Annotated in this window: 23 protein-coding genes and 1 pseudogene; 10 read left to right on the top strand and 14 right to left on the bottom strand. The window is 72.7% G+C overall.

The window, feature by feature from the left end:
* Positions 1 to 36: 36 nt before the first annotated feature.
* The 7 genes from OV090_RS44945 to coaD all read right to left on the bottom strand — a co-directional run bounded on the left by OV090_RS44945 (position 37) and on the right by coaD (position 5,938).
* Positions 37 to 489, bottom strand: a complete 453-nt coding sequence (locus tag OV090_RS44945) for a cupin domain-containing protein (protein ID WP_267711133.1) — start codon at positions 487 to 489, stop codon at positions 37 to 39.
* 19 nt (positions 490 to 508) lie between these two features.
* Positions 509 to 1,189: a methylthioribulose 1-phosphate dehydratase gene (gene mtnB, locus OV090_RS44950; protein WP_267711135.1), complete on the bottom strand. Its 681-nt coding sequence runs from the start codon at positions 1,187 to 1,189 to the stop codon at positions 509 to 511.
* Between the two features lie 874 nt (positions 1,190 to 2,063).
* Entirely contained in the window at positions 2,064 to 3,251 is a 1,188-nt protein-coding gene (locus OV090_RS44955) for a hypothetical protein (protein ID WP_267711136.1), read from the bottom strand.
* Positions 3,252 to 3,303: 52 nt separating this feature from the next.
* The gene (locus OV090_RS44960) at positions 3,304 to 4,566 is read right to left on the bottom strand and encodes a hypothetical protein (RefSeq protein WP_267711137.1); all 1,263 of its coding nucleotides are present in this window, start codon (positions 4,564 to 4,566) and stop codon (positions 3,304 to 3,306) included.
* A gap of 10 nt (positions 4,567 to 4,576) precedes the next feature.
* The gene (locus OV090_RS44965; protein ID WP_267711138.1) at positions 4,577 to 4,777 is read right to left on the bottom strand and encodes a hypothetical protein; all 201 of its coding nucleotides are present in this window, start codon (positions 4,775 to 4,777) and stop codon (positions 4,577 to 4,579) included.
* Positions 4,774 to 5,397, bottom strand: a complete 624-nt coding sequence (locus OV090_RS44970; RefSeq protein ID WP_267711139.1) for a hypothetical protein — start codon at positions 5,395 to 5,397, stop codon at positions 4,774 to 4,776. Before OV090_RS44970 ends, OV090_RS44965 begins: the two co-directional genes overlap by 4 nt.
* A 16-nt stretch (positions 5,398 to 5,413) precedes the next feature.
* Complete coding sequence (coaD, locus tag OV090_RS44975; RefSeq protein ID WP_267711140.1) at positions 5,414 to 5,938, bottom strand: pantetheine-phosphate adenylyltransferase; 525 nt, start codon at positions 5,936 to 5,938, stop codon at positions 5,414 to 5,416.
* 21 nt (positions 5,939 to 5,959) lie between these two features.
* Between coaD and OV090_RS44980 the strand changes: the two genes are divergently transcribed.
* Both OV090_RS44980 and OV090_RS44985 read left to right on the top strand, forming a co-directional pair.
* Positions 5,960 to 6,814, top strand: a complete 855-nt coding sequence (locus tag OV090_RS44980) for a hypothetical protein (protein ID WP_267711141.1) — start codon at positions 5,960 to 5,962, stop codon at positions 6,812 to 6,814.
* Between the two features lie 84 nt (positions 6,815 to 6,898).
* On the top strand, positions 6,899 to 10,141 hold the full coding sequence (locus tag OV090_RS44985) for a serine/threonine protein kinase (protein ID WP_267711142.1): 3,243 nt from the start codon (positions 6,899 to 6,901) through the stop codon (positions 10,139 to 10,141).
* Here the strand turns inward: OV090_RS44985 and OV090_RS44990 are convergent.
* The 7 genes and pseudogenes from OV090_RS44990 to OV090_RS45020 all read right to left on the bottom strand — a co-directional run bounded on the left by OV090_RS44990 (position 10,138) and on the right by OV090_RS45020 (position 15,545).
* Entirely contained in the window at positions 10,138 to 10,731 is a 594-nt protein-coding gene (locus OV090_RS44990; protein WP_346660442.1) for a nucleotidyl transferase AbiEii/AbiGii toxin family protein, read from the bottom strand. The genes OV090_RS44985 and OV090_RS44990 overlap by 4 nt on opposite strands.
* Positions 10,655 to 10,957, bottom strand: coding sequence for a nucleotidyl transferase AbiEii/AbiGii toxin family protein (locus tag OV090_RS44995; RefSeq protein ID WP_267711143.1), 303 nt, complete (start codon positions 10,955 to 10,957; stop codon positions 10,655 to 10,657). The genes OV090_RS44990 and OV090_RS44995 overlap by 77 nt, the downstream gene beginning before the upstream one ends.
* Entirely contained in the window at positions 10,954 to 11,343 is a 390-nt protein-coding gene (locus OV090_RS45000) for a hypothetical protein (RefSeq protein WP_267711144.1), read from the bottom strand. The genes OV090_RS44995 and OV090_RS45000 overlap by 4 nt, the downstream gene beginning before the upstream one ends.
* A gap of 21 nt (positions 11,344 to 11,364) precedes the next feature.
* Positions 11,365 to 11,493 (bottom strand): annotated as a pseudogene (locus OV090_RS51320) (type IV toxin-antitoxin system AbiEi family antitoxin domain-containing protein); the annotation flags it as partial.
* A gap of 62 nt (positions 11,494 to 11,555) precedes the next feature.
* Positions 11,556 to 12,608 (bottom strand): aminoglycoside phosphotransferase family protein, encoded by a 1,053-nt coding sequence (locus tag OV090_RS45010; RefSeq protein ID WP_267711145.1) that lies wholly within the window; start codon positions 12,606 to 12,608, stop codon positions 11,556 to 11,558.
* On the bottom strand, positions 12,605 to 14,338 hold the full coding sequence (locus OV090_RS45015; RefSeq protein ID WP_267711146.1) for a peptide MFS transporter: 1,734 nt from the start codon (positions 14,336 to 14,338) through the stop codon (positions 12,605 to 12,607). The genes OV090_RS45010 and OV090_RS45015 overlap by 4 nt, the downstream gene beginning before the upstream one ends.
* A gap of 436 nt (positions 14,339 to 14,774) precedes the next feature.
* Positions 14,775 to 15,545, bottom strand: a complete 771-nt coding sequence (locus OV090_RS45020; RefSeq protein WP_267711147.1) for a hypothetical protein — start codon at positions 15,543 to 15,545, stop codon at positions 14,775 to 14,777.
* Between the two features lie 30 nt (positions 15,546 to 15,575).
* On the opposite strand from OV090_RS45020, the gene OV090_RS45025 reads away from it, so the two are divergent.
* The 8 genes from OV090_RS45025 (at position 15,576) to OV090_RS45060 (ending at position 24,785) form a co-directional block, all read left to right on the top strand.
* Positions 15,576 to 16,316, top strand: a complete 741-nt coding sequence (locus tag OV090_RS45025; protein WP_267711148.1) for a hypothetical protein — start codon at positions 15,576 to 15,578, stop codon at positions 16,314 to 16,316.
* 143 nt (positions 16,317 to 16,459) lie between these two features.
* Positions 16,460 to 16,600: a hypothetical protein gene (locus tag OV090_RS45030; protein WP_267711149.1), complete on the top strand. Its 141-nt coding sequence runs from the start codon at positions 16,460 to 16,462 to the stop codon at positions 16,598 to 16,600.
* A 36-nt stretch (positions 16,601 to 16,636) separates the two neighbouring features.
* Positions 16,637 to 17,458, top strand: coding sequence for a hypothetical protein (locus OV090_RS45035; RefSeq protein WP_267711150.1), 822 nt, complete (start codon positions 16,637 to 16,639; stop codon positions 17,456 to 17,458).
* 215 nt (positions 17,459 to 17,673) lie between these two features.
* A complete protein-coding gene (locus OV090_RS45040) occupies positions 17,674 to 18,795 on the top strand; it encodes a hypothetical protein (protein WP_267711151.1) in 1,122 nt (373 codons plus the stop codon).
* 131 nt (positions 18,796 to 18,926) lie between these two features.
* Positions 18,927 to 19,586, top strand: a complete 660-nt coding sequence (locus OV090_RS45045) for a hypothetical protein (RefSeq protein ID WP_267711153.1) — start codon at positions 18,927 to 18,929, stop codon at positions 19,584 to 19,586.
* 144 nt (positions 19,587 to 19,730) lie between these two features.
* Entirely contained in the window at positions 19,731 to 20,462 is a 732-nt protein-coding gene (locus OV090_RS45050; RefSeq protein ID WP_267711154.1) for a hypothetical protein, read from the top strand.
* 43 nt (positions 20,463 to 20,505) lie between these two features.
* On the top strand, positions 20,506 to 21,150 hold the full coding sequence (locus OV090_RS45055) for a sigma-70 family RNA polymerase sigma factor (protein ID WP_267711155.1): 645 nt from the start codon (positions 20,506 to 20,508) through the stop codon (positions 21,148 to 21,150).
* Positions 21,151 to 21,233: 83 nt separating this feature from the next.
* Positions 21,234 to 24,785 carry a serine/threonine-protein kinase gene (locus OV090_RS45060; RefSeq protein ID WP_267711156.1) on the top strand — a complete coding sequence of 1,184 codons (3,552 nt, stop codon included), beginning with the start codon at positions 21,234 to 21,236 and terminating at the stop codon, positions 24,783 to 24,785.
* Positions 24,786 to 24,798: the final 13 nt, after the last annotated feature.

Consider the following 24,798-nt stretch of genomic DNA (forward strand, 5'->3'; position numbering starts at 1 on the left):
CTTGATCCTCTCGCGAACAATGCGAATCCAGCGTCATCAAGCGCGGTACTCCGGCACCCAGCCCGCGGCGTCCTTGAACAGACGCACGCAGCGGATCTGCCGCCGCTCGGTCAAAAAGAAGCGGTGATACAGGTCGGCCGGGACGACGATCAGGTCGCCTCGCTCGACCTGGACCCGGATCCACCGCTCGTCCGCGCCGCGGATGTCGAAGATGCCCTCGCCATCGAGCACGAAGCGGACCTCGTCGTCGCGGTGCAGGTGCTCGTCCTTGAACTTGGCCAGCAGCCCGTCGAGGTTCGGCGTGTCGGGCCGCAGCTCGATCACGTCCTGCGCGACGTAGCCGCGGGCCGCCTTCAGGCGGTCCAGCGCGCCCTGGAAATCGTCGTCGGGCAGGCGCTCGTAGAGCACCCCGACCGCCGCGAGGTCGGCCAGCGTCGGCCCCTCGCCCCGCGCATCCAGGCCCGAATCCTCGATCCAAGCGAGCTGCATGGTCCCCTCCGCCTCCGCGTCACGCCCCGCCGACCGGCAGGCCGAGCCGATGCGACTCGACCACCGCGCGGAACAAATAGTCGTAGCTCTCGGCCTGCGTCTTGGCCTGCACCCAGTCGCGGCCCCACACGTACACCCCGTGCCCCGCCACCAGCACCGCGTCGACGTCGGGGTAGGCCTGCATCGCCTCGCCCATGCTCGCCGTCAGCTGCGACTCGCGCGGGGTGTTGGCGATGATCGGCACCCGCAGGGTGTCGAAGCAGCCCATGCCGCGCAGGCCCTTCTGCATCTCCAGGCCCTGGCACACGAACTCGCCCGGCCCGCCCTGCGGCGCGAACAACCGCGCCGCCAGCACCGCCCACACCGAGTGCGAGTGCATCACCGCGCCGGCGTCCCGCAGGCGATAGGCGTTGAAGAACAGCGGCCGACACTCGCTGACCTTGAGCCCCGTGGTCGGCCCCTGCACCACCTGGCAGTCGTGCTCGCCCGTGGCCTGGTCGCTCAGCAGGAAGATGTCCTCCGGCCGCAGGCGCTCCTTCTGCACCCCCGAAGGCGCCATATAAATGCCCTCGGGCCCGCGGATCGAGATGCCGCCGCCGGTGCCGCTGACCCAACCGAGCTGATAAAACAAGCGGCAGAGCTCGCAGATGAGCTCGGGAATCGGCTGGTTCGACGTGTTGTCGCGGGGCGCTGCGGACATCGAGGCGCGCGGAGTCTACCCCGCGACCCCAGGCCCGTCACAGCCGGCCGAGTGTGGATCCTCGCTTCCCGCGCCGTCCGCCGCGAACCCCTCGCGCCGCCCGCCGCGCGACCCGTGACGCCCCGCCCGCCGCCGCAGCCCCACCCATTGCCCCGCGGCGAATGTCACGCCCGCGCGCCCGGACGTCCGACCGGCGCCCGCGCTCGCGCCCGGGGACCCATTCGTCCCGCTGGCAGATCGATCACCGCCTTGGTCGTACGAGCTGTCTCTCGGGACATCTTATCGCAGCACCGCCGGCCAATCCTCGCAGCGCCGCCGCCGTCGCCGCATGGGCGCGAACAGCCGCGAGTTCGCCGTCGCGGTCGGCGCGCGGTCGCCCGACGACCGCGGAGGCCCGCCCGAGCTGCGGCGCGCCCGATCGTCACCGGTCCGTCGCCCGCCTGGTGTCTCTGTCGCGAACGCGACGCAGCGAACCCTGCCCCGGGAGGATCACCCGCGGCCGCGAATGTGATGTGCGTTGCAGACAGATCGCCGTGACGCGCCGCACCGATCTCGCAGGCCAATTGCAGCAGCCGTCCCACGCCGACCCCGCTCGCACCAAACCGCGATCGTGGGCGCTGTCACGAGCGGCGGCGCCGGCCCGTCGAACTCACGAGTGTCAGCAGTCCGAACGCCGCTCCCGGAGCTTCCACGAGCTCCCACCGACACCCCCGTGAGCGGAGTCCGGAATCCTCGCTCGGCGACCCTCGGCGAGCCGGACGACGGGTCGTCGGTCACGCGACGCACGAATGACCGCGAACGAGAGGATGTCATCGAAGTGACCACCGTCCCGCGACTGCGTGCCGTCCGCACCGCCTGCATCACTCGCGGGCGATCAAGCGACCGCGCGCGTCACCCGCCGACGCCGCCGCAGCTGCAACAGCAGCAGCAGCGCCCCCGCGCCGCCCGGCCCGCCGCTGCGGCAGCCGCACCCCGCGGGCTCGGTGCCGGTCCCGGGCGAGGTCGTCGCCTCGTCGCCGGTGCTCGAGCTGCTGGTGCTCGCGTCGCTGCCGGTGCTCGCCCCGGTCGTCGGCGCGTCCCCGCTCGAGCTGTCGCTGTCCCCGCAGGTCTCGTCGCCGTGCAGGAACGACCCGCTGTCGCTGCAACCACCGGTCGACGTGTCGGCCGGCGCGAGCACCGACAACAGCGACACCGGGTACGCCGAATAGGTGCGCTGCATCGGGTCGGTGATGTCGACGCGCAGGACCACGATGTCGGACGCGATCTCCGGCGGCGGCGAAAATGCCAGGGAGATCGCCTCGCCCGTCAGCGGCTCGCTGGCGAACTTCTGCCACTCGAGCGTGTCTGCCAGCGCCCAGTAACCGGTGAGCGTCGAGCCGGGCATCGCCCGCGCGCACCCCTCGAGCACGTACGATTCGCCGGGGAACACGAACGCGCCCTCCGGGTTGGTCAGCGCCGCCGCGGGCGGGGCCGAGGCCGGGTCGGCGTCGTCGACCACGTGCACCACCCCCGGGCGCCGCGACCAGCGGTTGAGCTCCGGCTCCCACGTATAGCCGTCGATGCGCCAGGCGCCCGCGGGCAGCCCCGTCGTGTCCCACACGACAGGCTTCATCGCCTCGACCTCGGTGATCGGCCGCCGCTCGTCGTCCGCGGTGATGCGGACAAAGCAATCCGCGTAGAGCGGGTTGGTCTCGAGGACATCGTCGTCCTCGATCAGCGCGGCGTCGATCATCTTCTGGGCCGCCCAATCGAGCCAGACATTGGCGTCGGTCCACGACAGCCACACCGGCGGCGGCGTCTGCGGGCTGTCGTCGCGGCAGAACGCGACGAATTGGTGGCGCCGGCTGGTCGGCAATTCGTCGGGGGTCAGCTCGGTGTCCGGGTAGGGGATCGCGTACTCGAATTGCAGCGTGCTCGACTGGCTGCGATCGATCACGGTCATGCACGCCACGCCGTCGGGCCAGACCACCGGCGTGCGCGGGTGACCGCCGTTGCCCGCGTGCGCGCGCCCCGGGAGCGCGAGGCCGGCGAACACGAGCGCGACACGTACGAGAGCTCGCACGCCGGGAGTGTACTCCGACCTCGCCCGCGGCGCCGCGCGCGGCCGGGCCCGCTCACGCGCGCGAGGGTGCGAAAACCCCGCGTCGGCGCCGACGCAGCCCGAGCAGCACCAGCCCCGTCCACGCCCACGAGCCTGCCAGGCCGCCGCTGTGACAGCCGCAGCTGTCGCGCGTCGGCAGCTCCTCCGAGGTCGTCGACGCCGACTCGCCGGCGCCGTCGCTCGCGGCCTCGCCCCCCGTGGACGTCGCGTCCGGCCCCGTCGTGCTCGTCGGCGCCTGGCCGGTGGTGGTGCCCACGCCGGTGACGTCGCCGCTGCTGCTGGCCTCGCCGCAGCTCTCGTTGCCGATGAAGGCGTTGGTGTCGCTGCAGTCGTCGCCGGTGGTGGTCGTCTCGCCGCTGCCCGGCAGCACGACCACCAGCGCCTGCGGATAGGCCGAGAAGGTCCGCTGCATCGGGTCGGTGACGTCGACGCGCAGCGCCACGGTCTCGACCAGCGCCTCCGGCGGCGGCTTGAACGGCAGCTCGAGCGTCTCGCCGTCGATCGGTACGCCCTCGGCGAACGGCTTCCAGTCGAGCGTGTCGGCGCCGGTCACCGCCCAGTACCCGCTCATCGTCGAGCCCGGCATCGCCCGCACGCAGCCCTGCAGCACCAGAGTGTCCTCGCCGAACAGGAAGTCCTCGGTGTTCGTCAGCGCGGCCGCGGGCGCGATCGCGGACAGGTCGGGCCCGTCGACCACGTGGATCACGCCGGGCCGCTTGCTCCAAATGTTGAACGCCGGCTCCCAGGTGTAGCCCTGCAGGATGTAGGGCCCGGGCGCCAGCTCGGTGGTGTCCCAGTCGAAGCCCTTGGCCGCCTCGTCGAAGGTGATCGGCCGCCGCTCGTCGTCGCCGGTGACGCGGAAGAAGCAATCCTTGTAGATGGAATGCGTCTCGAGCACGTCCTGGTCGGTCGCGTCCGCCTTGTCGGAGATCCCCGCGGCGTCGGCGATGTCGACGTCCTGCCACGACAGCCACACCGGCAGCGGCTCCTGCGGCGTGTGATTGCGACAGAACGCGACGAATTGGTGGCGACGGCTGTCGGCCACCTCGTCGGCGGTGACCATCGTGTCTTCCAGCGGGATCTCGTAGTCGAAGTGGACGATCGGACTCTGGCTGCGATCGATCACCGTCATGCACGCCGTGCCGTCCGGCCACTTCACCGGGGTGCGCTCGTGGATCCCGTTGCCCGCCCAGGCGAGCGCCGGCGTGAGCAGCACCGCCAGCACCGGCGACAGGAGCGACGGCAGGCCGGGGGTGCGGGGACGGACCGGGCGCATCACCGACAATCTACTCCGGCGCCGGGCCCGCCGGAACCTCGCCGGCGACGAATCGACTGCAGCGCAGCACCGGCAGGCGCGGATACTTCGGCCAGCTCGGATCGCGGTCGTGCTCGGCGCAGCGCCAGAACGTCGACCCCTTGGCCGAATCGATGCGCCGCCCCGACACGCAGCGCGCGCACAGGCCCGGCGCCGGTGAGACGGCCGTCACGACCCGCCTCGCTCGGCGGGCGGCAGGATGAGCTGCTCTTCATGGGCGAGGATCCCGAGCCCCACCGCGAGGCGGGCCGCCAGCATCGTGCGCCCGCTGACTTGCCCGCGCCGCAGCGCCGACGCGCCGACGAGCAGGCCCACGCCCCAGGTCAGCAGCGCCGCCATCTGCGAGCCGCCCTGGAGCAGGGCGAAGCCGATGAGCCCGCTGGCGATCCAGATCAGCAGCACCATGCGGACCGCGCCCTGCACCGGCTCGCTGGCGTCCGCCGCCTGGCCGCCGACGCGCAGTTCGAACTCGCCCTCGACCACGCGCAGGCCGATCGCGTCGGGCCCGATCCGCAGGAACCGCAGCATCGGCTTGAGGCTGCGCATCATCTCCTCCGCCCGCAGCACCGTGCGCCCGCGCAGCACGATCGCCCCGTCGGCCGGGTCGCGCTCCTGCAGCCCGCGGCGGAACCCCTCGGTGTAGAGGTCGATCGCCGTCTGCCCCGCCGGCAGCCCGGCCTCGCGCGCGGCCGCCACCTGCAGCGCGTGCTCGTCGCCGCGCCACGGCCGGTCCGCCCGCGCGAGCTGGCCTTTGGAACCTGCCTCATCGGACATGTCGTTCGATTCAGTCATGATCGGACATGTCCTCTCATTCACCTCGCATGCGCCGCTGCATCGCCGCGGCCACCGGGCCGGGCACGTAGCGGGCGAAGTCGCCGCCGTGGCCGGCGATCTCGCGGACCAGCGAGCTCGAGACGAACTGGTGGGCCGGGCCGGGGATGAGGAACACGGTCTCGACGGCCGGCTGGAGGTCGCGGTTGGCGGAGGCGATCTGGAACTCGGGCTCGAAGTCGCCGTGGGCGCGGAGGCCGCGGACGATCACGCGCGCGCCCTGCTGCATACAGAAGTCGATCATCAGGCCGTCGAACTTGGCGGGCCGGGCGCGCGGCAGGTGGGCGATGCACTCGCCGATCAGGGCCACGCGCTCGTCGACGCTGAAGTAGCCGGTCTTGGTCGGGTGGCGCCCGACCGCGACGATCACCTGGTCGAACAGTCGCAGCGCGCGCTCGACGATCTCGACGTGTCCGCTGGTGATCGGGTCGAACGAGCCGGGGTACACGGCCGTGAGCGGGCGCGAGAGTTCGGTCGACGAGCCGGGTTCGGTGGCAGACACCGGCGCAGTATACTCCGCCGCATGCTCCGCCCCGCCGTCCTCGTCGCCGCCGCCCTGTTCGCCGCTTGCGGCGGCACGCCGACCCCGCCGCCGCCGACCCGGGTCGAGGTTTCGTCGCACCCGGCGGAGCACCAGCCGCCCGCCCGCGACGCCCACAACCCGTTCCGCCGGGCCGATCGCGACCCGCCGCCGCCGCGCTCCGAGCCGCAGCTCCCGCCCGCCGAGCTCGACAAGGCCCTCGCCGCCGCCGCCGCCGCCCGCGCCGCCGGCAACGACGTCGAGGTCACCCAGGCCCTGCTCCCCTGCGCCAACAAGATCCCCAAGAGCACCCGCTGCGAGGGCGAGCTGGCGCTGGTGCTCGCCAAGTCGCCCGGGCACAAGGCCGAGTCCGACTACTACCTCAAGCACGCGATCGCCGACGACGACCCGGGCGCCGACGCCGACTTCTACGGCCGGCTGGCCGAGGCCCTGCGGATCGCGCCGATGCTGCCCGAGGCGGCCGTCGCGCTGCAGCGGCGCATCGCTCGCCTGCCCGAGCCGACCGCCGCCGACTGGGCCGCCCTGTCGGAGGTGCTGCAGGGCGTGCCGCGGCGCGAGGCCGAGGCGGCCGAAGCGCTGCAGCGGGCCTTCGAGCGCGACCCGAGCCAGCTCAAGTACCTGCGCGACGCCGGCGAGCTGCTGTCGCAGGTCCCGGGGCGAGGTGCGGAAGCGCTCGTCATCCTCGAGCGCTACCGCGAGTCGATCCGCACCACCGAGCCCGAGGCCTTGCCGGCGCTGGACCGCCGGATCGCGCAAGTGCGCGCGGAGACCGGGCAGCCCGCGGCGAGTACGGCGCCTGCGCAGGGCAAGAGTGCGAAGCCAGGCACCCCGAAGTAATCGCCGCCAATCGCGGCAGCGGCCCCGCGGGAAGGCGCCTAGTTTGACCAGTCACCGCGCGATGTGCGACCCTTGAGCGCCCCCGTGGACAATAAGCGCAACGGTTCCGGTCCTCCTCCGCCGCCGCGGAACGGGGGTCATCAGCCTCCGCCTCCGGGCCGACCGGCGACGTTTCAGTTCACCGACGACGACGACGAGCCGCCGCCCCGTCCGCAAGAGCCGGGGGAGAACTTCCCCGAGCTCGCGGCCGACCTCGTCGACGACAGCGCGCCCGAGGACGGCGACAGCCTCGATTCCGGCCTGATCGAGGACGAGCGCCCCGCTCCGCCGCCGCCCTCGCCGATGCGTGAACGCCGCGGCGCGTTCCTCGACGACGGCGAGCTCGCGCTCCCGCCCGGCCTCTCGCAGGTCGTCCGCAGCCAGGCCAGCCGCTTCCCGTTCCGCGACGTCGTCGACGACGACGACGCCGAGCTCGGGGCCGCCTTGACCCCCGCCGACGACGAGCCCGCGCCGCCGTGGGCCGACGACGACGACGACGACGCGCCCACCACCGCCATGCCGGTGCGCGGGACGGCCAGCACCAGCTGGCCCCAAGCACATGGCCCCAAGGCCAGCCCCGTGCGCGACGACGCCGACGACGACTTCGACGCTCCGTCGCGGCGGGTCGTCGACAGCATGGTCGCGGCCCAGCGCCGGTCCGCGGCCGAAGAAGAGGACGACTTCGGCGATCTCAACGAGCCGTCGCGGGCCTTCCCGGCCCGGCACAGGCAGGCCACGCCGCCGGTCGAGCCCGACGCGCCGACGATCAAGCGCCGGGTCGACTCCGCGGCCGTGGGCGCCGCGATCGACCGCTCCGGCCTCGCGCCGGTCCTCGAGGTCACGCTCCACCACGTCGACGACGAGCCCTTGCCGCCGCCGCCGATGGCCGCGCTGGGCGGCAGGGACCTGCCGCCGCTGATCGCCACCGGCTCGGCCCAGAGCGGCGTCGGCTTCGCCCGCGCCGAGGTCGCCGCGGGCCTCTCCGACGAGCCGGCCCCGCCGCCGGAGGAGACCGAAGTCGACCAGCCGCTGTCCGCCCTGGCTGTCTCTCAGGACAGGCCGCGCACCACGCCGATCCGCGTCAGCGACATCGACGACGACGACGACCTGGGCGACCCCGGCGACAGCATGTTGGCCGCCCCGGTCAAGCTGGCGCCGCCGCCCAGCGAGCCGCTCGGCGAGCCGTTCCCGCTCGACCTGTGGAGCGACTCCGACGAGCTGATCGGCCGCGACATCGAGCGCTGGCGCCTGATAAGGCCGCTGACCCGCGGCATCACCACCCGCGTCTACGCGGCCGTCGACGAGCAGAGCGGCCGCCACGTGGCGATCCGCGTGCTCGGCCCGGACCACTCGCCGGCCGGTCGCCGCGGCCGCCAGTTCCTCTACGAGGCGCAGCAGCTGATCAAGCTGCGCCACGAGTCGCTGGTCGAGGTCATCGACGCCGGCATCACCACCGACCACCTCACCTACTACGTGATGGAGCAGGTCGAGGGCGACTCGCTGAGCGCCGTGCTGCGGGCCGAGGGCCCGTTGCCGTGGCAGCAGGTGGCGATCCTGGTCACCCAGATCTGCGAGGCCCTGATCGTCGCCGCCGACCGCGGCATCGTCGCCACCGATCTCAACCTCGGCACCGTGATCCGCCTGCACGCCGGCGACGACGAGGCCCGCCGGCGCCAGCCGATCAAGGTGCTCGGCGTCGGCATCGCCCCGGTCGCCAGCATCTACCGCTCGCTCGACGGCAACCTCGTCGAGTCCAAGGGCACCCCGCCGGGCCAGGCCGAGTACATGGCCCCCGAGCTGGCCAGCGGCGGCTTCCCGGGCGAGAGCACCTCGGTCTACGCCCTCGGCGTGATGATGTACGAGCTGCTGACCGGTCGGACCCCGTTCCGCGGCGACAGCTTCCTCTCGATCATCAAGAAGCAGATGTACGACGAGCCGAACGCGCCGCGGCTGCTCGTCCCGCAGCAGGAGATCGCCGAGCCGTTCGAGGAGGTGGTCCTGCAGGCCCTGGCCAAGGACCCGTCGAAGCGCTTCGGCACCGTCCGCGAGCTGCACGAGGCCGTGCTGGCCGCGCGCGCCCGCGAGGGCGAGCTGCGCCGCGCCACCGCGATCCTCGCCCTCGACCCGACCTTCTGGGACGAGGAGGCCGCGCGCAACGCCGAGCCGCAGGCCCAGGCCGAGCCGCAGCCGCTGGCGACCTTCACCGCCGACCTGCGCCAGCGCAACCCGGCGCTCGCCCACGCCGTGCTCGACACCCCCCCGCCGCCCGCAGCGCGGCCGGTCCGCAGCACCCCCGTGCCGCAGCCGCGGGTCTCCGCGCCCTCCGAGCCGCGCGCCATCCCGATCGCCCCCCAGGTGCGCAACGCCGTCCCGTCCGGGAGCATCGGCTCGTCGTCGCGGCCCGAGCCGAGCATGATCCTCTCGCACCTGGCGCCGCCGATCCGCGCGCCCGAGCCGGTCCTGCCGCGGCCCAAGACGGCCCCCTTGCCGGTCATCGTCGTCGCCCCGCCGACGGCCGCCGTGCCGGCCACCAACTTCGTCCGCAACGTCAGCATCGCCGTCATCCTCGGCGCCGCGCTGCTGTTCCTGGTCATCCTCGTCTCGCGGCGTCAGGGCCCCGCGCCCGCGCGCAAGGACGACCCGGTGGCCGAGGCCCCGCGGCGCGCCAAGGAGAAGGACGCCCCGCGCCCGAAGAAGCCGACGCGAGAGTCCCGCAAGCAGACCGCCGACGAGCCCGAGCCGATCGTCGTCGGCGCCAACGACGTGGCGCCTCAACCTGTCCCCGAGGCCATCCCGCCGCAACCTGTCCCCGAGGCCATCCCGCAGCCGCCTCAACCGACAGTGGTCGCGCCCCAGCCCGAGCCCCCGCCCGCCAAGGTCGAGCCGGTGCCCGAGCCCCCGCCCGCCAAGGTCGAGCCGCCTCCGCCCGCCAAGGCCGAGCCGCCCCCGCCCGCCAAGGCCGAGCCCGTCAAGGCCGAGCCCAAGGCCAAGCCCAAGCCCAAGGCGCCCGACAGCGACCTGCCCCTGCGCATCGAACCGATCCGCCTGAAGTCCTACTTCACGGCGATGGAGCCGCGCCTGGTCAAGGCCTGCGCGAGCAGCCCCGGCTCGGCCGGCGCCCGCGTGTCCGTCAAGATCACCGTCGACGTCCACGGCAACGTCAAGGCCGCCGCCCAGGACAGGTTCAAGGGCACCCCGCTCGGCAACTGCGCCGAGAACTTCGTCGAGACCAGCCGCTTCAACGAGTCCCAACAAGGCGGCTCGCGCCTCCACATCTTCGCGTTCTAACGGGTCGCAGCCAGCCACGCCCACGCGGCCGGGTCCCACTCGGCCGCCGCGTCGTCACCCAGCGCCGGCTCGACGAACGCTCTCGCGGCGCTCGTCACCTCGGCGAGCGTCGCCCACGGCAGGTCGTGCTCGCGCGCCATTCGGGCGTACGGCCCTTCCCACGCGCCCGGCGGATCGGGAAACTCCGCGGGCAGCGGGTGCGTGCGCCGAAACGAGAACGTCAGCTCGAATGCTGCGCGCACGCGGGCGCCGGCGAGAGCTCGCACGCTCGCCAGGTCGGAGAGGTCCTTGACCCGCGAGTTCATGCGCGCGCGGGGCAACGAATACACGTGGAGCTTCTCGGCAATGTGCGTCTCGAGCGGATAGACCCGGACGCTCGCCGGCGGCACACCGATGAAGTCGAGTGCATTCGACCCCACGATCACCTCGGGCTCGCCGAAGATCGGCTCACCGAAGCCGACATCGAGCCCGAAGGGATCTCCGAACCGTTGGCCCGCCAGGCTGCATTCGACTTTAAACCGTCTGCCACCATGAATCGCGCCGTCGTTGTCGATCCAGCAAGTCTTCGGGGCTCCCCATCCACCGCAGATCGACGTCCCTCGTCGCCCGCGCTCGCGTGATTCGCAGCTCCAGCGACACGCCGCCCTTCACCGTCACGGCGGTCGGAAACGCGGCGAAGACACGCGCCAGGAACCGCTCGAACACCAGCCGTTGGCGCCGTCTCGTCAGCGGATTCCTCGCTGTCGCCGCTGCCCGCAGCCGCATGTCCAGCGCCTGCTTGAACGCCAGAGGGGAATCGTACTGCTTGACGTTCATGGCCCGAGCCCGCCGTAGGGGAGCAGAGCCTGTTCGACCTCGTAGATCTCGCTGCGGACGACGCGTCCTCGCCGGAGTGCCTGCATCGCAGCCTGCTTTAGCAGCTCCGGCGACAGGAAGCTCGCCGCACAATCTCGCAGAGTACGGCGCACCGACGTCACGGGCACGGCCCCGAACCAATCGCGGTCCTCCGGCGGCACCTCGGCGTAGTGCACGACTGCTCCGTCAGGTCGCCGTCGCCGACGCCAGCTCGTCGGCAGCGTGATGTGAATCTTCGCGGGCAGGACGTCGGAGAGGTCGTAGAGCGCCAGCGCGGTCTCATGAGAGAACACGCCCTCGCGATCCGACTGCAGCCAGATCTCCGCCAGATCCTCGTGTTCGCCCACGGGATAGCGGACGAGGCGATACACGCCCCGGCGAGGCCGCAGCACATGGCCGCGGTGTAGATGCGCCTGAAGATTCGGCCGCGAAATCCCGACCGACTGCGCCTGGTCGACCGAAAAATAGCCGTCCTGCGCGGACGCGATCTCGAACAGCCGGTCCCAGTCGGGTCCTCAGGGACCTGCAAGCGCGCGAGCATTGCCCGCCCGCGCCAGACTCAGCGCACCAGCAGCTCAGCCCGCAGCTCGCGAGAATCCAGCGTCGCCTTGTGCAGCGCCCACTGCCCCTTCGCGCGGTGCAGGTGGTGTTCACCTGCTCCTGGAAAGCGCTGGGCATCCCAGCCGAAGTAGCGCTCGTTGAGCGCGTCGGCGGCGAAGCGGGCCGTCAGCTCGAGCGCGATCCACTCGACCCCGTGGACCAGGTTGCGGCGCTCGACCGGCTCGAGCGGGAACGTCAGCGCCCCCAGCCAGCCGTCGAGCGCCGCCACGAAAATCTCCGCGTCGAAGCTCGGCGCACCGCGCTCCTCGCCGGCCGGGTTGCACCACGAGCGCCACGCGTCGCCGAGCTCGTGGTGGAGCGGCATCGGGGCCACCGAATCGAGGTCGATCAGGCAGCGTGCCACCTGTCCTTCGGGCCCTGTCCCATCGAACAGCAGATTATTGAACTTCAGATCCCCGTGGCCGACGCGCAGCGGCGCCGGAGCCAGCGGCGGCAGCGTCTCGACCGCGGCGAACACCGCCGCCGCCAGCGGCTCCACCTCTGCGAACAGCCGGTGCTCGCGGTGTTGCGCCACCGCCTCGGCCAGCGTGCGCAGGTGGGCCGGCGTGTCGTGAAGCGTGCGGCGGATCGTGAACGGGTGCTCGAGGTCGGCCAGCGTCGCGTGGAAGCGGCCGACCAGCGCTCCGGCCGAGCGGGCCTGCTCGGGGCTCTGCACCGCCTCGAAGCTGACCCCTGGCACCCGCGTCATCGCGCGCCAGATCCCAAGGTCGCCGAGGTCGGCCCAGCGCTCGCCCCTCGCAGTCGTCAGCAGGCGCGGGCTCGTCTCGCCGCGGCGGCGCAGGTGCTCCGTCACCGCGGCGATGTTGTCGTGGATCTGCGGGGCGAAGATCGGGTTCAGCCGCTGCAGCACGAACTCGCCGGCGGGGGCGCTGACCGCGAAGGTCGCGTTGATGAGCCCGCCGGTCAGCGGGCTGACCGCGCCGCCGGCGAGCTCGGGGAACTGCGCGAGCGCGCCGGCGATCGCGGCCGCGTCGGGGGGCGGCCGCGTCATTTGAGGTACTTGTTCATGACCCGGCGCAGGCGCGGGAGCATCAGCACGATCAGCAGCGCCGCGACCAGGGCCCCGCCGAAGTTGATCAGGAACACCGCCGACTTGTGCTCGAACAGGGTGAACAGGCCGGACAGGATGCCGGACAGCTTGTTGCCGATCGACGTCGAAAGGAACCAGCCGCCCATCATCAGCGCGGTGAGGCGGGCCGGGCTGAGCTTCGACACCAGCGACAGGCCCATCGGCGACAGGCACAGCTCGCCGACGGTGATCACGCCGTACGTGCCGACGAGCCACAGGGCCGAGCCCTTGTCGGCGCCGTTATGGGTGACGAAGGTGGCGGCGACCATCACCAGGGTCGACAGCGCCGTGATCGCCAGGCCGATCGAGATCTTCGCCGGCGTCGACGGCTCCTTGTTCTTGCGCCGCATCCACGCGAAGAAGCCGACCACGAACGGGGTCAGGAACACGACGAAGAACGCGTTGACCGACTGGAACAGCTCGGTCGACACCAGCTTGGTCTGGGCCGCCTTGCAGCTGGCCTCGGTCTCGGGCGTCAGCACCTCGGCCTTGCAGGCCGGGGCCGGCGGCGGCGGCCACTCGCTCTTCGGCACGTTGTTGAAGTACGGGTCGGGGCCGAGCTCCTTGGCCGGCTTGCCGTCGGGCCCCAGGACGGGGTTGCCGTGGTCGTCGGTGATGGTGATCTCGCGCAGGCCGGTGTCGACGCGCTGGACCCCGCCGACGCCCTCGAGCAGCGGCGCGGCGGCCTCGGGGATCTCGCGCCGGGTATAGCGATCGGCCCAGGTGGTGAGGGCGTCGCCGTTCTGGTGGAAGATGGCCCAGAACGCGATGACCGCGGCGAACAGCGGCAGCAGGGCGCCGATGCGCTCCTTGTCCTCGCCGTCGGAGCCCTTCCACAGGCGGTAGTAGAACCAGGTCACCGGCAGACAGGCGAACAGGAACGCGTCGTTGGACTTCGAGCCGAACACGGTCCAGCCCTCGCCGCCGATCAGCGACGGGATGAACCACCCGACCGCGGCGAACACCGCCGCCGGCCCGAACACCGCCGCGAGGATCTGCCCGACCGGCTGGTCGCCCGGCTTGGTCGGCTTCAGCACGTCGGCCTCGGCCGTGTGCTTCATGCCGGTGAGGAACCAGCCGACGCCGAAGAACATGCCGATGCCGGCCGCCAGGAAGGCGTAGCCCCAGCCGTAGGTGTTGCGCAGGTACGCGGCGACGAAGTTGCAGACGAAGGCACCGATGTTGATGCCCATGTAAAAGATGTTGAAGCCGGCGTCCTTGTGCTCTTTGTACTGCTCGTTGTTGTACAGGTTGCCGACCAGCGTCGAGATGTTGGGCTTGAAGAAGCCGTTGCCGATGATGATCAGCAGCAGCGACAGGAAGAACCACGGACCGTAGCCCGGGATCGCCAGGCCCGAATAGCCGAGGCCCATCAGCACGCCGCCGATCACGATGGCGCGGCGATAGCCGAGGATCCGGTCGGCCAAAAGCCCGCCGATGAACGGCGTCAGATACACCAGCGCGATGTAGGTCCCGTAGATGTCGCTGGCGTGCTGCGGCGTCAGGCCCAGGCCCGACTTCGCCGGCATCGCCGCGTCCGCACCCGCCTTCATGTACAGGGTGAAGATCCCGAGCATCAGGTAAAAGCCGAAGCGCTCCCACATCTCGGTGAAGAACAGGACCGGCAGACCGCGCGGGTGGTTCTTGAACATCGGGGCCAACGATAGGGCCCGACAAGCCCGCGCGACAAGTGCGAATCCGTTGCCCGGCGCCGGCCCGCGGCGCGCCCGCAGCGGCCTCGCCGCGAGAGCACGCCCGCCGCCCGCAGCGCCCACGCCGACTCACGCCCGCAGGCCCCCGCGAACGACGTGCGACCCTCGGTTCGGGCCCGGCGAGGGGCCGCGCAGACGTATGCGCCGCGCCGCAGCCGGCCGCTGCGAACGTGCATTCACCGTCGAGCGCACGCGCAGCGACTTGCGCCCCCGACAGAACACCGAACCTCTGCCGACGACCCGCCGCGAACGATGCGAGGCTCCGCCGGTCCGGGGTGATTCTTGTCGTGAACAAGTCACCGGTGCGAATCGGCGATCGAACCGGGTCGACGCCGTGCCAGGGCTGCGCTCGTGCCGCGAGCCGCGGCCGGTCGAATCACTTCTGCGGCCCGAGGCGGGCCTCGAGGGCACGGATCCGGGCCAGCACGTCGGCGTGCTCCGACGACTTGGCCCAGCCCGCCTGGATCGACGCCATTTGCTCGTCGTACTGGCGGTACATCACCCGCGCGCGCCGCAGCCGCTCCGGGTCGGGCGTGACCTCGTAGCTGCGCTCGTAGACCACCGCGAGGTTGAAGATCACCGCCCCGAGCACCTCCGGCGCGGCCGGGTCGTTGCTGCTGCGGATCAGCTCGTAGGCCGCGCGGAACTTCTCGATCGCCACGTCGAAGTCGGTCAGCTCGTAGGCCTTCTGGCCCTCGTCGTAGAGCTTGCGCGCCTTGGCCATCGGGTCGCCGGGGCCGGGCGTGACCGTCGACGGCGGCGGCGGCAGCGGCCCGCCGAGCTGGCCGTCCGGCGGCGCCGCGGCCGGGTCCGACGGCGCCTGCCCCGGCAGGCTCGGAGCCATGCCGACCACGCGGGCCCCGACCACCTGGCCCGGCTCCCCGTCGCGGCGCAGCGTGATCTTCGCGTCGTGCTCGATGTAGACCTGCGCGCTGACCTGCTTCCCGTCGGGCCACTTGGCCAGCACCGTGGTCGGGTCGTCGTCGGACACCGACCAGCGCTGCTCGCGGCTGGTCTCGCCGTCGACCGTGACCTCGGCCCCGGCCGGCACGGTCTCGACGCGGAGCACCGGGCGCGCACAGCCGAGCGCCGCCACCAGCGTGAGGCACCCGAGGGTCGAGGCGATCGCAGAGCGTGGGCCTGGCATGCGCGGGGTCAGGATACACTCTCGCCGGCGATGGAGAAACCCGGCCAGTGGCCGCCCCGGCCCCAGCTCGACGCCCTCCACGCGCGCTACGTGGTCGAGGTCGTCGAGGAGCTCAGCCTGTGCCCGTTCGCTCGCAAGTGCCGCGAGCTCGGGCGCCTGCACCGACCGACCTTCGACGGCCCGCCGAGCCCGCACGAGGCCGCGCGCCGGCTCGCCGACCTCGTGACCGCGCACCCCGACGCCGAGGTCGTCCTGCTCACCTTCGTCACGCGCGGCGCCCTGCCCGGCACGCCGCCGGCCCCGAGCCCGGAGGAGCGCGCCTTCGCCGACACCGAGCTCTTCGAAGAATTCGTCCGCGAGGTCCGCGACGTCTACGCCGGCCTGCCGCGCGTCCCCGCGCGCTTCTACATGGTCGCCTTCCACCCGGCCTACACGCGCGTCGACACCCGCCGCCCGCTGACCCAGGACTCGCTGGTCCCGCTGCTGCGCCGCACCCCCGACCCGGTGATCCAGTGCATCCGCGCCGATCTGCTCGACCAGATCCGCCGCCAGGCCCAGGTCGCCGCGGAGGCCCGCTTCCGCGAGGAGATGGCCCGCCTCGGCCCCGAGTTCCTGATCCTCGCCGAGCGCGCGATCAAGGCCGACCCCGAGCTCAGCCAGGACATCGCCCGCCACAACTTCGACAGCGTCGGCGCGGGCCCCGGCCGCGAGCACCTCGAGGCGACGATCGCCGACATCCTCGCCAGCCGCCGCGCGCTCGAGCTCGAGTAATCCCGTCTCGTTTTTAAAAAAGAACATGTCTCGATCGACATGTTCCATCGGGCATGTCCTTGCAGACATTTCCCTTCAGACACGTATGACGATCCGCCGCGCTCGCGCCCGAGGGGACCATGGTCTCACCTCGGAGATCGACCATGAGCCTTCGGCCACCGCCTCGTCCTCCAGCTCACCGCCCCGCGGCCGAGGACCCCAGCGCCCGCCTGTCCCTCCGCCTCGACGGGGCGGACGCGTGCGTCGAGTACTCGGGCACCACCGGCTTCTCCTGGCGCGGCTGAGGCCACTGTCGCGCGGACGCGCTATCCTTCGCGCGCATGACCGAGCGTCACGTGCAATGCAGCACCTGCGGGGTTTTGCGCCCCGACAGCGAGTCGCACGACATCCCGACCCTCGCCGGCGAGCAATACGTCGACGGCTACTACTGCAGCGCCCACGCCGGCGCCGCCCTCGACGCCGCGCAGGCCCACCTCGCCGCGCTCGACTTCGAGGACGACACGCGCGACGACATGATGCCGCTCGTCAGTTTGCACGCGCTGGTGCGCGCGCGCGGCCTGATGAGCGAGACGCTCGACCCGCCCGCGCCCGGCGTCGGCATGGAGCGCGTGCGCAACGAGGCGCTCGCGCTGCTCGAATTGCTGAGGCACACGCGCCTGCCGATCGTCGAGCCCTCGGCGCTGTGCTCCGGCTGTTATCGCCCCGTCCCCGCCTCGCAGGTCCGCGTGATCCCGTGGTTCAACGACGACCTCTGCGACTTCGTCACCACCTTCCGCTGCGGCGACTGCGTCACCGACTCCCTCGCCGACACCCGGGCCCGCCTGACGGCCGGCGGCCCCCACGAGATCGGCCGGCTGGCCGAGTTCTTCCAGCGCCACGCGATCACCATCCACGAGCACCGCCGCGGCGACCCGCCCGAGGCCGTCCGCCCGCTGCTGGAGCTCACCCTCGATCACCTGGTCCGCGGCACCCTGAAGCTGCAGCTCGGCGAGACAGTGCCGCTGAATGACGTTCTGTCCGCGCCGCCTCCCACGACCTCGCCTGAGCCCGCTGCGCCGCCTCCGCCCGCGGCCGCCGAGCCGCGCCCGGCCCCTTCACTATGGCAGCGGATCCGCCGGGCCTTCGGCCGCACGGGTGATTGACCCAAGAGACATGTCTTTCAGGACATTTTCATAAAGGCATGTCCTGTGAGACATGCACTGACCTGCGCGCCTCGGGCCTGAGGGTTTCCGGCGACACACCTCACGCGTCAGGCGACACGAGGTCGCACTGGCGGGAGCTCGCGGCCGCTGTCGACGGCGTCGCCGCTGGCGTACACTGCGACCCGGTCATGGCGGCGCCGGATGATTTCGAACCGATGGTCGACGCTCCGCTGCTCGAGGCCGTGCGCGTCGGTAGCCTCGACGACGTCCGCCGGCAGCTCGCCGCGACCGCCGACCTCGACACGCGCAGCCACGCCTACGAATACACCGCGCTCGAGCTGGCGCTCGCGCTGGGCCGGGTCGACGTGGCCCGCCTGTTGCTCGACGCCGGCGCCGACCCGAACGCGCCCTCGGCCAACGACACCGACGCCTTGACCGTGGCGATCGAGGAGTTCGGCGAGGCCTCGCATCCGCTGATCGAGCTGCTGCTGGACCACGGCGCGCGCCCGAGCGACGCCGCGCTGTGGGCCGCGGCGCAGGCCGGCGATTTATGGGCCGTCGATTGCCTGCTCGCGGCGCTGTCCGCCGAGTCGGCCTCGAGCCACGACCTCGAGGCGCTCGAGGGCGCCCTGCTGGCGGCCGCGGTCCGGCGCGGCGACGCGGCCCTGTTCGAGCGCGTGCGCGCCCGCAGCGACGAGATGTCCGCGAGCTCGCTGCAGTGGGCGTTCGACGCCGCGGCCGACAGCGGCCAGTCGGGCATGTGGGGCCGCCTGCGGCAGCTCGGCGAGCCCGACCTGCCGCGCGCCCTGCAGTCGGCCGTGCTCGCCTTCCTGCGCAACGGCACCCCTGCCCAGTACGACCTGCTGCGCCGGATCACCCGCGAGGCCGGACCCGCCGCCGCCAGCCAGCTGTTCGCGTTCGCCGTCACCTGCGGCCTCGACGTCTCCGACCGCACCGAGGCCCTGCTGTCCCTCGCCCGCGAGTGCCGCGGCGACCTCGAGGCCCGCGACGCCCGCGGCGTGACCGCCCTGCTGATGGCCGCCGACCGCCATCACATCCAGCACATGCGCCGATTGATCGCCCTCGGCGCCGACCGCCACGTCCGCGACCCCGACGGCCAGGGCCTCAGCGCCTACGTCGAGCGCTGGCCGCAGAGCGTGCGCCTGGCCGAGGCCCGCGCCTTCCTGGCCGAGCTCGGCCTGCCGACCGAACGCCCCGCCGCGTCGCAGCCCGCCGACCCGCGCGACCCCGTCGGGCTCGCCTTTGTGCTCGGCCTGGCCATCGCGGTCGGCATCCTCGCGGTCGTGCTCCTGCTGCACGCGCTCGGGCTGCTCTAGCGCGAATAGGCATGTCTTCATGGACATGCCCCAGGAGACATTCTCTTTAGAACATGTCCTATCGTTATCGCACCGCTCCGCGCGGTCGCGCGATCACCTCGACCCTCCCTGGCCGTAGCCGGACCCGAGCGATGATGCACGAACGCCGAATCTCCTCCGAGCTGGCCGCGCTGCTGTGTATCGCCATTGTCTCGCCGTCCTGCAGCCCCGAGGCGGGCAGCTGCGAGGTCGTCGAGGACGAGACGCTCGCCGACGACGAGGCCTCGCCGCAGGGCATGAGCGCCCTCGACGTCCTCGCAATGGCCCAGCCCCACCAGGCCGCCTTTCTCTGGGACCTGACGCCTGACGGCGAGAACCCGACCAACGCCGATACGCACGTCGCCACCAGCGTCGACGTCACGGTCGAGCGCGGCGCCGGCGACGTCCGCTACGTCGTCACCGAGCAGCAAGGCGACACCGAGGAGGACGCCCAATGCGGTCCGAACTTGTACGTCCCGATCCGCCTGAAGATCGTCACCGGCGACGGCGCGCTGAACGACACCTTCACCGGCGACCTCGTGTACGGCGCGGAGCGGCCCGGGCTCCCGTGGATCACCGTCGACTTCGCCTTCGATGACCTCGCGGGCACGCTGCGTCCGACCGTCTCCGGCGCCGAGGGCGAGGTCTACGTCGAGTTCGGCGCCGAGCCACGCGGCTGGATCGCAGTGCGGCACGAGTCGAAGGACGCAGTCGCCGCGAGCGAGACGTGGGCCATGGCCGGCCACTGGGGCGACGTCCCGCCGCCCGAGTGAAGCCGTCGCGGGCTCCCTCGCAGGCGCGCCGAGCCGCGCGTTCGCGCCTCCGCATGCAAGGGTCGCCCGGTTCCGCGGATGCGGGGCCTGCGAGCAATTGTGCCCGCGCGGCGGCGGCCGGCCGCGCGGGCTATGCTGCGGGCCATGCAAGGCTCCGCGATCGCGCTGCTCATCCTCGCTTACCTCGCCGCGCTGGGCGTCGCGGTGTGGAGCGACGTCTCCGCCGGCACGCTGCTGACCTGGGGGGCCGGCGGGGCGGCGCTGATCTGGCTGGTCGTCCTGGTCACCTTGCCGTGGAACCTGCACTTCCGGGCCCGCGAGGTGCTGGCGGAGATGCGGCGCTCGCGGGAGGCCGGCATCAAGGTCACCGACGATCAGATCGCGTTCGCCGAGCGGGTCAAGCGCTGGACCCTGATCACCAGCTTGACGATCCACTTCGTCTCCGCCGGCGTCGCCCTCGCCGTCGCGCTGCTCACCGGCTCCGACCTCGGCTATCCGTTCGCCGGCTTCTACCTGCTGTCGTGCCTGGTGCGCCCGGCCATCGCCTCGATGCAGCAGGTCCGCCGCCGCCTCGAGGCGCTGGCCGAGGACACCCGCTTCCCGCGCGACGACGTCATGAAGCTGCGCGGCCAGGTCGGGCGCCACGAGACGGTCGTCGAGCAGCTCGAGGAGGCGCTCAAGCAGCTGCGCGAGGAGCACGACGCGCTGTCGGCCCGCGCCGATCGCCAGCGCGTCGAGCTCGAGCAGAAGATCGGCGCCCTCGCGCGCAAGTTCGAGGACAGCCTCGATCGCCTGACCGACAACCGCGAGCTCATCTCCGGCATCAAGGCGTTTTTGCGGATGATCCGCGAGGGCGACGTCGACGCCCGCACGTGAGCCGACTGGCCGGCGCGCGCCGCCTCGCGCTATCCTCGGCGTCGTGGACGAGCACGATCGGCACCTCCTCGACGCCTGGCGCGCCGGCGACCGCAAGGCCGGGCAGGACCTGGTCGAGCGCCACTATCCCGCGGTGTACCGGTTCTTCTTCGGCAAGGTCCGCGACTCGGTGTGCGAGGACCTGTCCCAACAGACATTCGAGGTCGTGTGCCGCCGGCGCGACGCCTTCCGCGGCGACGGCAGCTTCCGCGCCTACCTGTTCGGGGTCGCCCGCTTCGTCCTGATCGGCTGGGCGCGGCGGCAGCGGCGGTTCGAGCCGACCGAGGACAGCCTGCCCGCCGACGCCGACCCGCTGCCCGGGCTGCTCGCCGACCGCGAGCTGGTCAAGATCGTCGCCACCGCGCTGCGCGGCCTGGCGCTCGACGACCAGCTGCTCATCGAGCTCAAGGACTGGGAGCACCTCACCCAGGCCGAGCTCGCCGGGCTGTTCGAGGTCCCGCAGCCGACCGTCGCCCGTCGCCTCCAGCGCGCGCGCGCGCGCCTGCGCGCCGCGGTCGAGCGGCTGGTCGACGACCCGGCCCTGCGCGACCGCACCCTGCGCGGCCTCGAGAGCTGCATGGAGAGCATCCGCCTCGAGGTCGACCGCCGCTTCGGTCCGGCGCCGCGCGGGCAGGACGACTCGGCGTGACGGGCGACGAAAAAAAATTCGCGAGCCCCGGGGATCAGCCCCCAGGGACCCGGCACTTGGCGGCCGCACCCCCGGAGTTCGTCATGCCGCCAGTCACCGCCCGCCCCGAAGTCCCCGCCTCACACGTCGTCCGCGCCGCCCAGGCCCGCCTCCTCGCCCACATCGGCGAGTCCGACGTCGATTCGTCCGCCTCGCCGACCCTGTCCCCGAACAGCACGCCCTCGGTGCTCGCCGACCCGACCTCCTGGCCCGGCCCGTCGCGCGCGCCCGGCCGGCCCGAGAGCGACGAGCGCTACGAGTTCGGCGAGGCCTTCGCGATCGGCGGCCTCGGCGTGGTCCGCCGGGCCCGCGACCGCCGCCTCGGCCGCGAGGTCGCAGTGAAGGAACTGCTGCGCACCGACCCCGCCGCCGAGCACCGCTTCGCCATCGAGGCCGCGATCACGGCCCGCCTGCAGCACCCGGGCATCGTCCCGCTCTACGACATCGGCCGCCACTCGACCGGCGAGCCGTACTACTGCATGAAGCTGGTCGAGGGCCAGACTCTCGAGCACCAGATCCGCCAGCGCCCGCGACTCATCGATCGCCTGGCGTTGATCGAGCACGTGATCGCCGCCGCCGACGCAGTCGCCTACGCGCACCGCCACGGCGTCCTCCACCGCGACCTCAAGCCGGCCAACATCCTCGTCGGCGAGCTCGGCGAGGCGGTGGTGATCGACTGGGGCCTGGCCAAGGACACCACCAACCCCGGCCCCGAGCCGCCGGCGGGCCCCGGCTCGCCCCTGAACACCAGCGGCGTCATCTCGACCATGACCGAGCAGGGCACGATCCTCGGCACCCTGCGCTACATGCCGCCGGAGCAGGCCCGCGGCGAGGCCGTCGACGCCCGCGGCGACGTGTTCTCGCTCGGCGCGGTGCTCTACCACGTGCTCGCCGGCGTCCCGCCCTACGCCGACGTCGACAGCCAGGTGCTCGCCTCGCGCGTGGTCGCGGGCGAGGTCGGCGACCTGCGCCGGCGCGCCCCCGAGGCCCCGCGCGAGCTGGTGGCGATCGCCCAGCGGGCCATGGCCCTGCGCCCCGAAGACCGCTACGCCGGCGCCGAGGCGCTGGCCGAGGACCTGCGCCGCTTCCTCACCGGCCGCCTCGTCGACGCCCACCGCTACTCGGCCGGCGAGGTCGCGCGTCTGTGGCTGCGCCGGCACCGGGCCGTCGTCGGCGTCGCCGCGGCCTCTCTGGCCGCGCTGGCGACCTTCGGCGCCTACGCCGTGCAGAACATCCGCCACCAGCGCGACGCCGCCGAGACCGCCCAGCTCCACGCCGAGTCCGCCCGCGGCGACGCCGAGGCCGCCCTTGTCACCGCTCGCCGACAGGCCACCGAGTCGCTGCTGGCCCAGGCCCGCGCCGCCCTCGACAGCGACCTCGTCGGCAGCCTCGGCGCCCTGGCGCGGCTCGACCTGTCCGAAGAGACAGTCGCTCGCCGGGCCCGCCTGCTCGCCCTCGCCGCCGAGACCCGCGGCGCGCCGTCGCGGGTGCTGCGCGGCCACACCCGGCCGGTCGCCCAGGTCGTCGGCCTGGCCGACGGCGGCCTCGTCAGCGTCGACCTCGCCGGCGAGGTGTGGCAGTGGGACCCGCAGCAGGGCACCGGCGCGCGCCTGTTCGACCTCCACGAGCAGGACGTGCAGCTCGTCGCCGCCCGCGACGTCGCGGCCTTCGCCGCCATCGGGGCCCGCAGCGCCCGCGTCGTGCGCCGCGGCGAGTCGCAGGACCTCGACATCGCCATGGTCGACCGCGGCATGTACCGCGCGCTCCACTACCGCTGGCAGATGTCGGCCGGCGGCGAGACCCTGGCCGCCCTCGGCGAGCCGGTCTCGAGCTACGGCGCCACCGCCGGCCCGCCGGCCTACCTGTGGGACATGACCCAAAAGCCAGCCACGCTCGACGTCGTCCCGGGCACGCGCGGCCGCACCGCCGCCCTCAGCCCCGACGGGCGCACCGTCGCCTGGGACGACCCGAACTACGCCGCGTTCATCCGCGCCGGCGGCGAGTCGACCCCGGCGCCCGCGATCTCCGGCCCGCTCGAGTTCTCGAGCAGCGGCGCGCACCTCGTCGCCTGGGCGACCGACAGGCCGCCGCGGCACGTCACGTACACGCCGGCCACCGGCGAGGTCCACCCGCTCGGGCGCTACACTCTGGCGGTCGCCCCGAACGACCGCGCGCTGGTGCTCGACGTCGACGACTTCACCGGCATGATCTCGCTGGCGATGCGCTCGCTCGCCACCGGCGAGACGCTGTGGACCGAGGCCCCGGTCGAGTCGGGCAACCTCGTCGAGTGGAGCCCGACCCAGGAGTACGACGTCGTCGTCGACGCGCGCGGCGACGGCCTCGCGCTGCGCACCCCCGAGGCCTGGCTGCTCGGCTCGCAGGCGGACGGCGGCTTCGCGCGCCGCCTCGACACCGGCGACCGCCGCTTCGGCGCCTACGCCGGCGACGGCCGCTTCGCGCTCGCCCACCACGAGGCCATCCACGTATGGGACGCGGCCCCGGCCAGCCCGAGCGCGCAGGGCCTCGCCCCGCTGAAGGTCGGCAAGATCTCCGCCGACGGCCGCCGCGGCGTCGCCTACTCCCGGCACAGCCCGCCCCGCCTTCGGGACATGTTCTCGGGGACATACTCTGATTCCTGCGTCGACGGCCTGGACATCGACCAGTTCCTCGATTCCAAGGACAGCGTGGCCGTGGGCGGCAGCGGCCGGGTGCTGCGCGTCGACGAGTCCGGCAAGGCGTGCCTGAGCGACGGCGCCGGCCGCCATGAATTCGCCGTAGCGACGGGCATCACCAGCGTCGCCCTGGCCGACGCCGGCACCGCGTTGACTGCCGGCTTCGGCGACGGCACCGTCCTCACCTGGCGCGACGTCGAGGCTGCCCCGCGCAAGTGGGAGCTCGGGGCCGAGATCGCCGCGCTCGCGGTCACCCGCGCCGGCGACGGCGTGGTCGCGCACACGCGCACCGGCAAGGTCTTCGCCCTCGGCGACAGGGCCGACGCACCGCTCGAGATCGCCGCCGTCGATCCCGGCCCGCAGGCCCACTTCTACCGCCCGTCGCAGACCTTCATGCACCCGAAGGCCGCCGTCGCAGTGGTCCCGCTGCCCGGCCAGGACGCGATCGCGGTCCACGACTTCGCCACCGGCGCCACCGCCCGCCACGTGCTGACGCTCCCGGCCGTGCCGTCGGCGGCCTACAGCCCGAGCGGCGCGACCCTGGCCGTCGCGGTCGCCGGTCGCCGCGTCGCGCTCCTCCGGGACGGCGAGCCCGGACGCGAGCTCACCCTGCCCGACGAGGCCCGCGGCCTCGCGTTCCTCGGCGAGGACGAGCTCGCGGTGCTCGGAGCCACCGGCGCGCTGCTCCGCGTCGACACCCGCATCGGCGAGGCCGCGGTCGTCTGCCGCGCCTGGACCCCGCCGCTCGACGGCTTCGACGCCCAGACCCGCGCCGTCCTCGCGGCCGACGCTGACGGCACGATCCTGGCCTTCCAGGAGCCGAACTTCTCCGTGACCACCCAGCCGGCCGAGTCCGTCCCGCGCGAGGCCGCCGCGCTGACCACCTGGCTGCAAGCCCGCGCCCGCCAGCTCGGCGAGCTCTAGTCCACAAGGACAT

The organism is Nannocystis sp. RBIL2 (assembly GCF_026626745.1).
Classification (GTDB): Bacteria; Myxococcota_A; Polyangia; order Nannocystales; family Nannocystaceae; genus Nannocystis.

Excerpts from the sequence above, each read along its gene's own strand:
- OV090_RS45045 (WP_267711153.1), top strand. The coding sequence starts at position 18,927 with ATGATGCACGAACGCCGAATCTCCTCCGAGCTGGCCGCGCTGCTGTGT.
- OV090_RS45010 (WP_267711145.1), bottom strand. The coding sequence starts at position 12,608 with ATGACGCGGCCGCCCCCCGACGCGGCCGCGATCGCCGGCGCGCTCGCG.
- mtnB (WP_267711135.1), bottom strand. The coding sequence starts at position 1,189 with ATGTCCGCAGCGCCCCGCGACAACACGTCGAACCAGCCGATTCCCGAG.
- OV090_RS45015 (WP_267711146.1), bottom strand. The coding sequence starts at position 14,338 with ATGTTCAAGAACCACCCGCGCGGTCTGCCGGTCCTGTTCTTCACCGAG.
- OV090_RS44995 (WP_267711143.1), bottom strand. The coding sequence starts at position 10,957 with ATGAACGTCAAGCAGTACGATTCCCCTCTGGCGTTCAAGCAGGCGCTG.
- OV090_RS45040 (WP_267711151.1), top strand. The coding sequence starts at position 17,674 with ATGGTCGACGCTCCGCTGCTCGAGGCCGTGCGCGTCGGTAGCCTCGAC.
- OV090_RS45050 (WP_267711154.1), top strand. The coding sequence starts at position 19,731 with ATGCAAGGCTCCGCGATCGCGCTGCTCATCCTCGCTTACCTCGCCGCG.
- OV090_RS45030 (WP_267711149.1), top strand. The coding sequence starts at position 16,460 with ATGAGCCTTCGGCCACCGCCTCGTCCTCCAGCTCACCGCCCCGCGGCC.
- OV090_RS44945 (WP_267711133.1), bottom strand. The coding sequence starts at position 489 with ATGCAGCTCGCTTGGATCGAGGATTCGGGCCTGGATGCGCGGGGCGAG.
- OV090_RS45025 (WP_267711148.1), top strand. The coding sequence starts at position 15,576 with ATGGAGAAACCCGGCCAGTGGCCGCCCCGGCCCCAGCTCGACGCCCTC.
- OV090_RS45020 (WP_267711147.1), bottom strand. The coding sequence starts at position 15,545 with ATGCCAGGCCCACGCTCTGCGATCGCCTCGACCCTCGGGTGCCTCACG.
- OV090_RS44960 (WP_267711137.1), bottom strand. The coding sequence starts at position 4,566 with ATGCGCCCGGTCCGTCCCCGCACCCCCGGCCTGCCGTCGCTCCTGTCG.
- OV090_RS44970 (WP_267711139.1), bottom strand. The coding sequence starts at position 5,397 with ATGACTGAATCGAACGACATGTCCGATGAGGCAGGTTCCAAAGGCCAG.
- OV090_RS45035 (WP_267711150.1), top strand. The coding sequence starts at position 16,637 with ATGACCGAGCGTCACGTGCAATGCAGCACCTGCGGGGTTTTGCGCCCC.
- OV090_RS45060 (WP_267711156.1), top strand. The coding sequence starts at position 21,234 with ATGCCGCCAGTCACCGCCCGCCCCGAAGTCCCCGCCTCACACGTCGTC.
- OV090_RS44980 (WP_267711141.1), top strand. The coding sequence starts at position 5,960 with ATGCTCCGCCCCGCCGTCCTCGTCGCCGCCGCCCTGTTCGCCGCTTGC.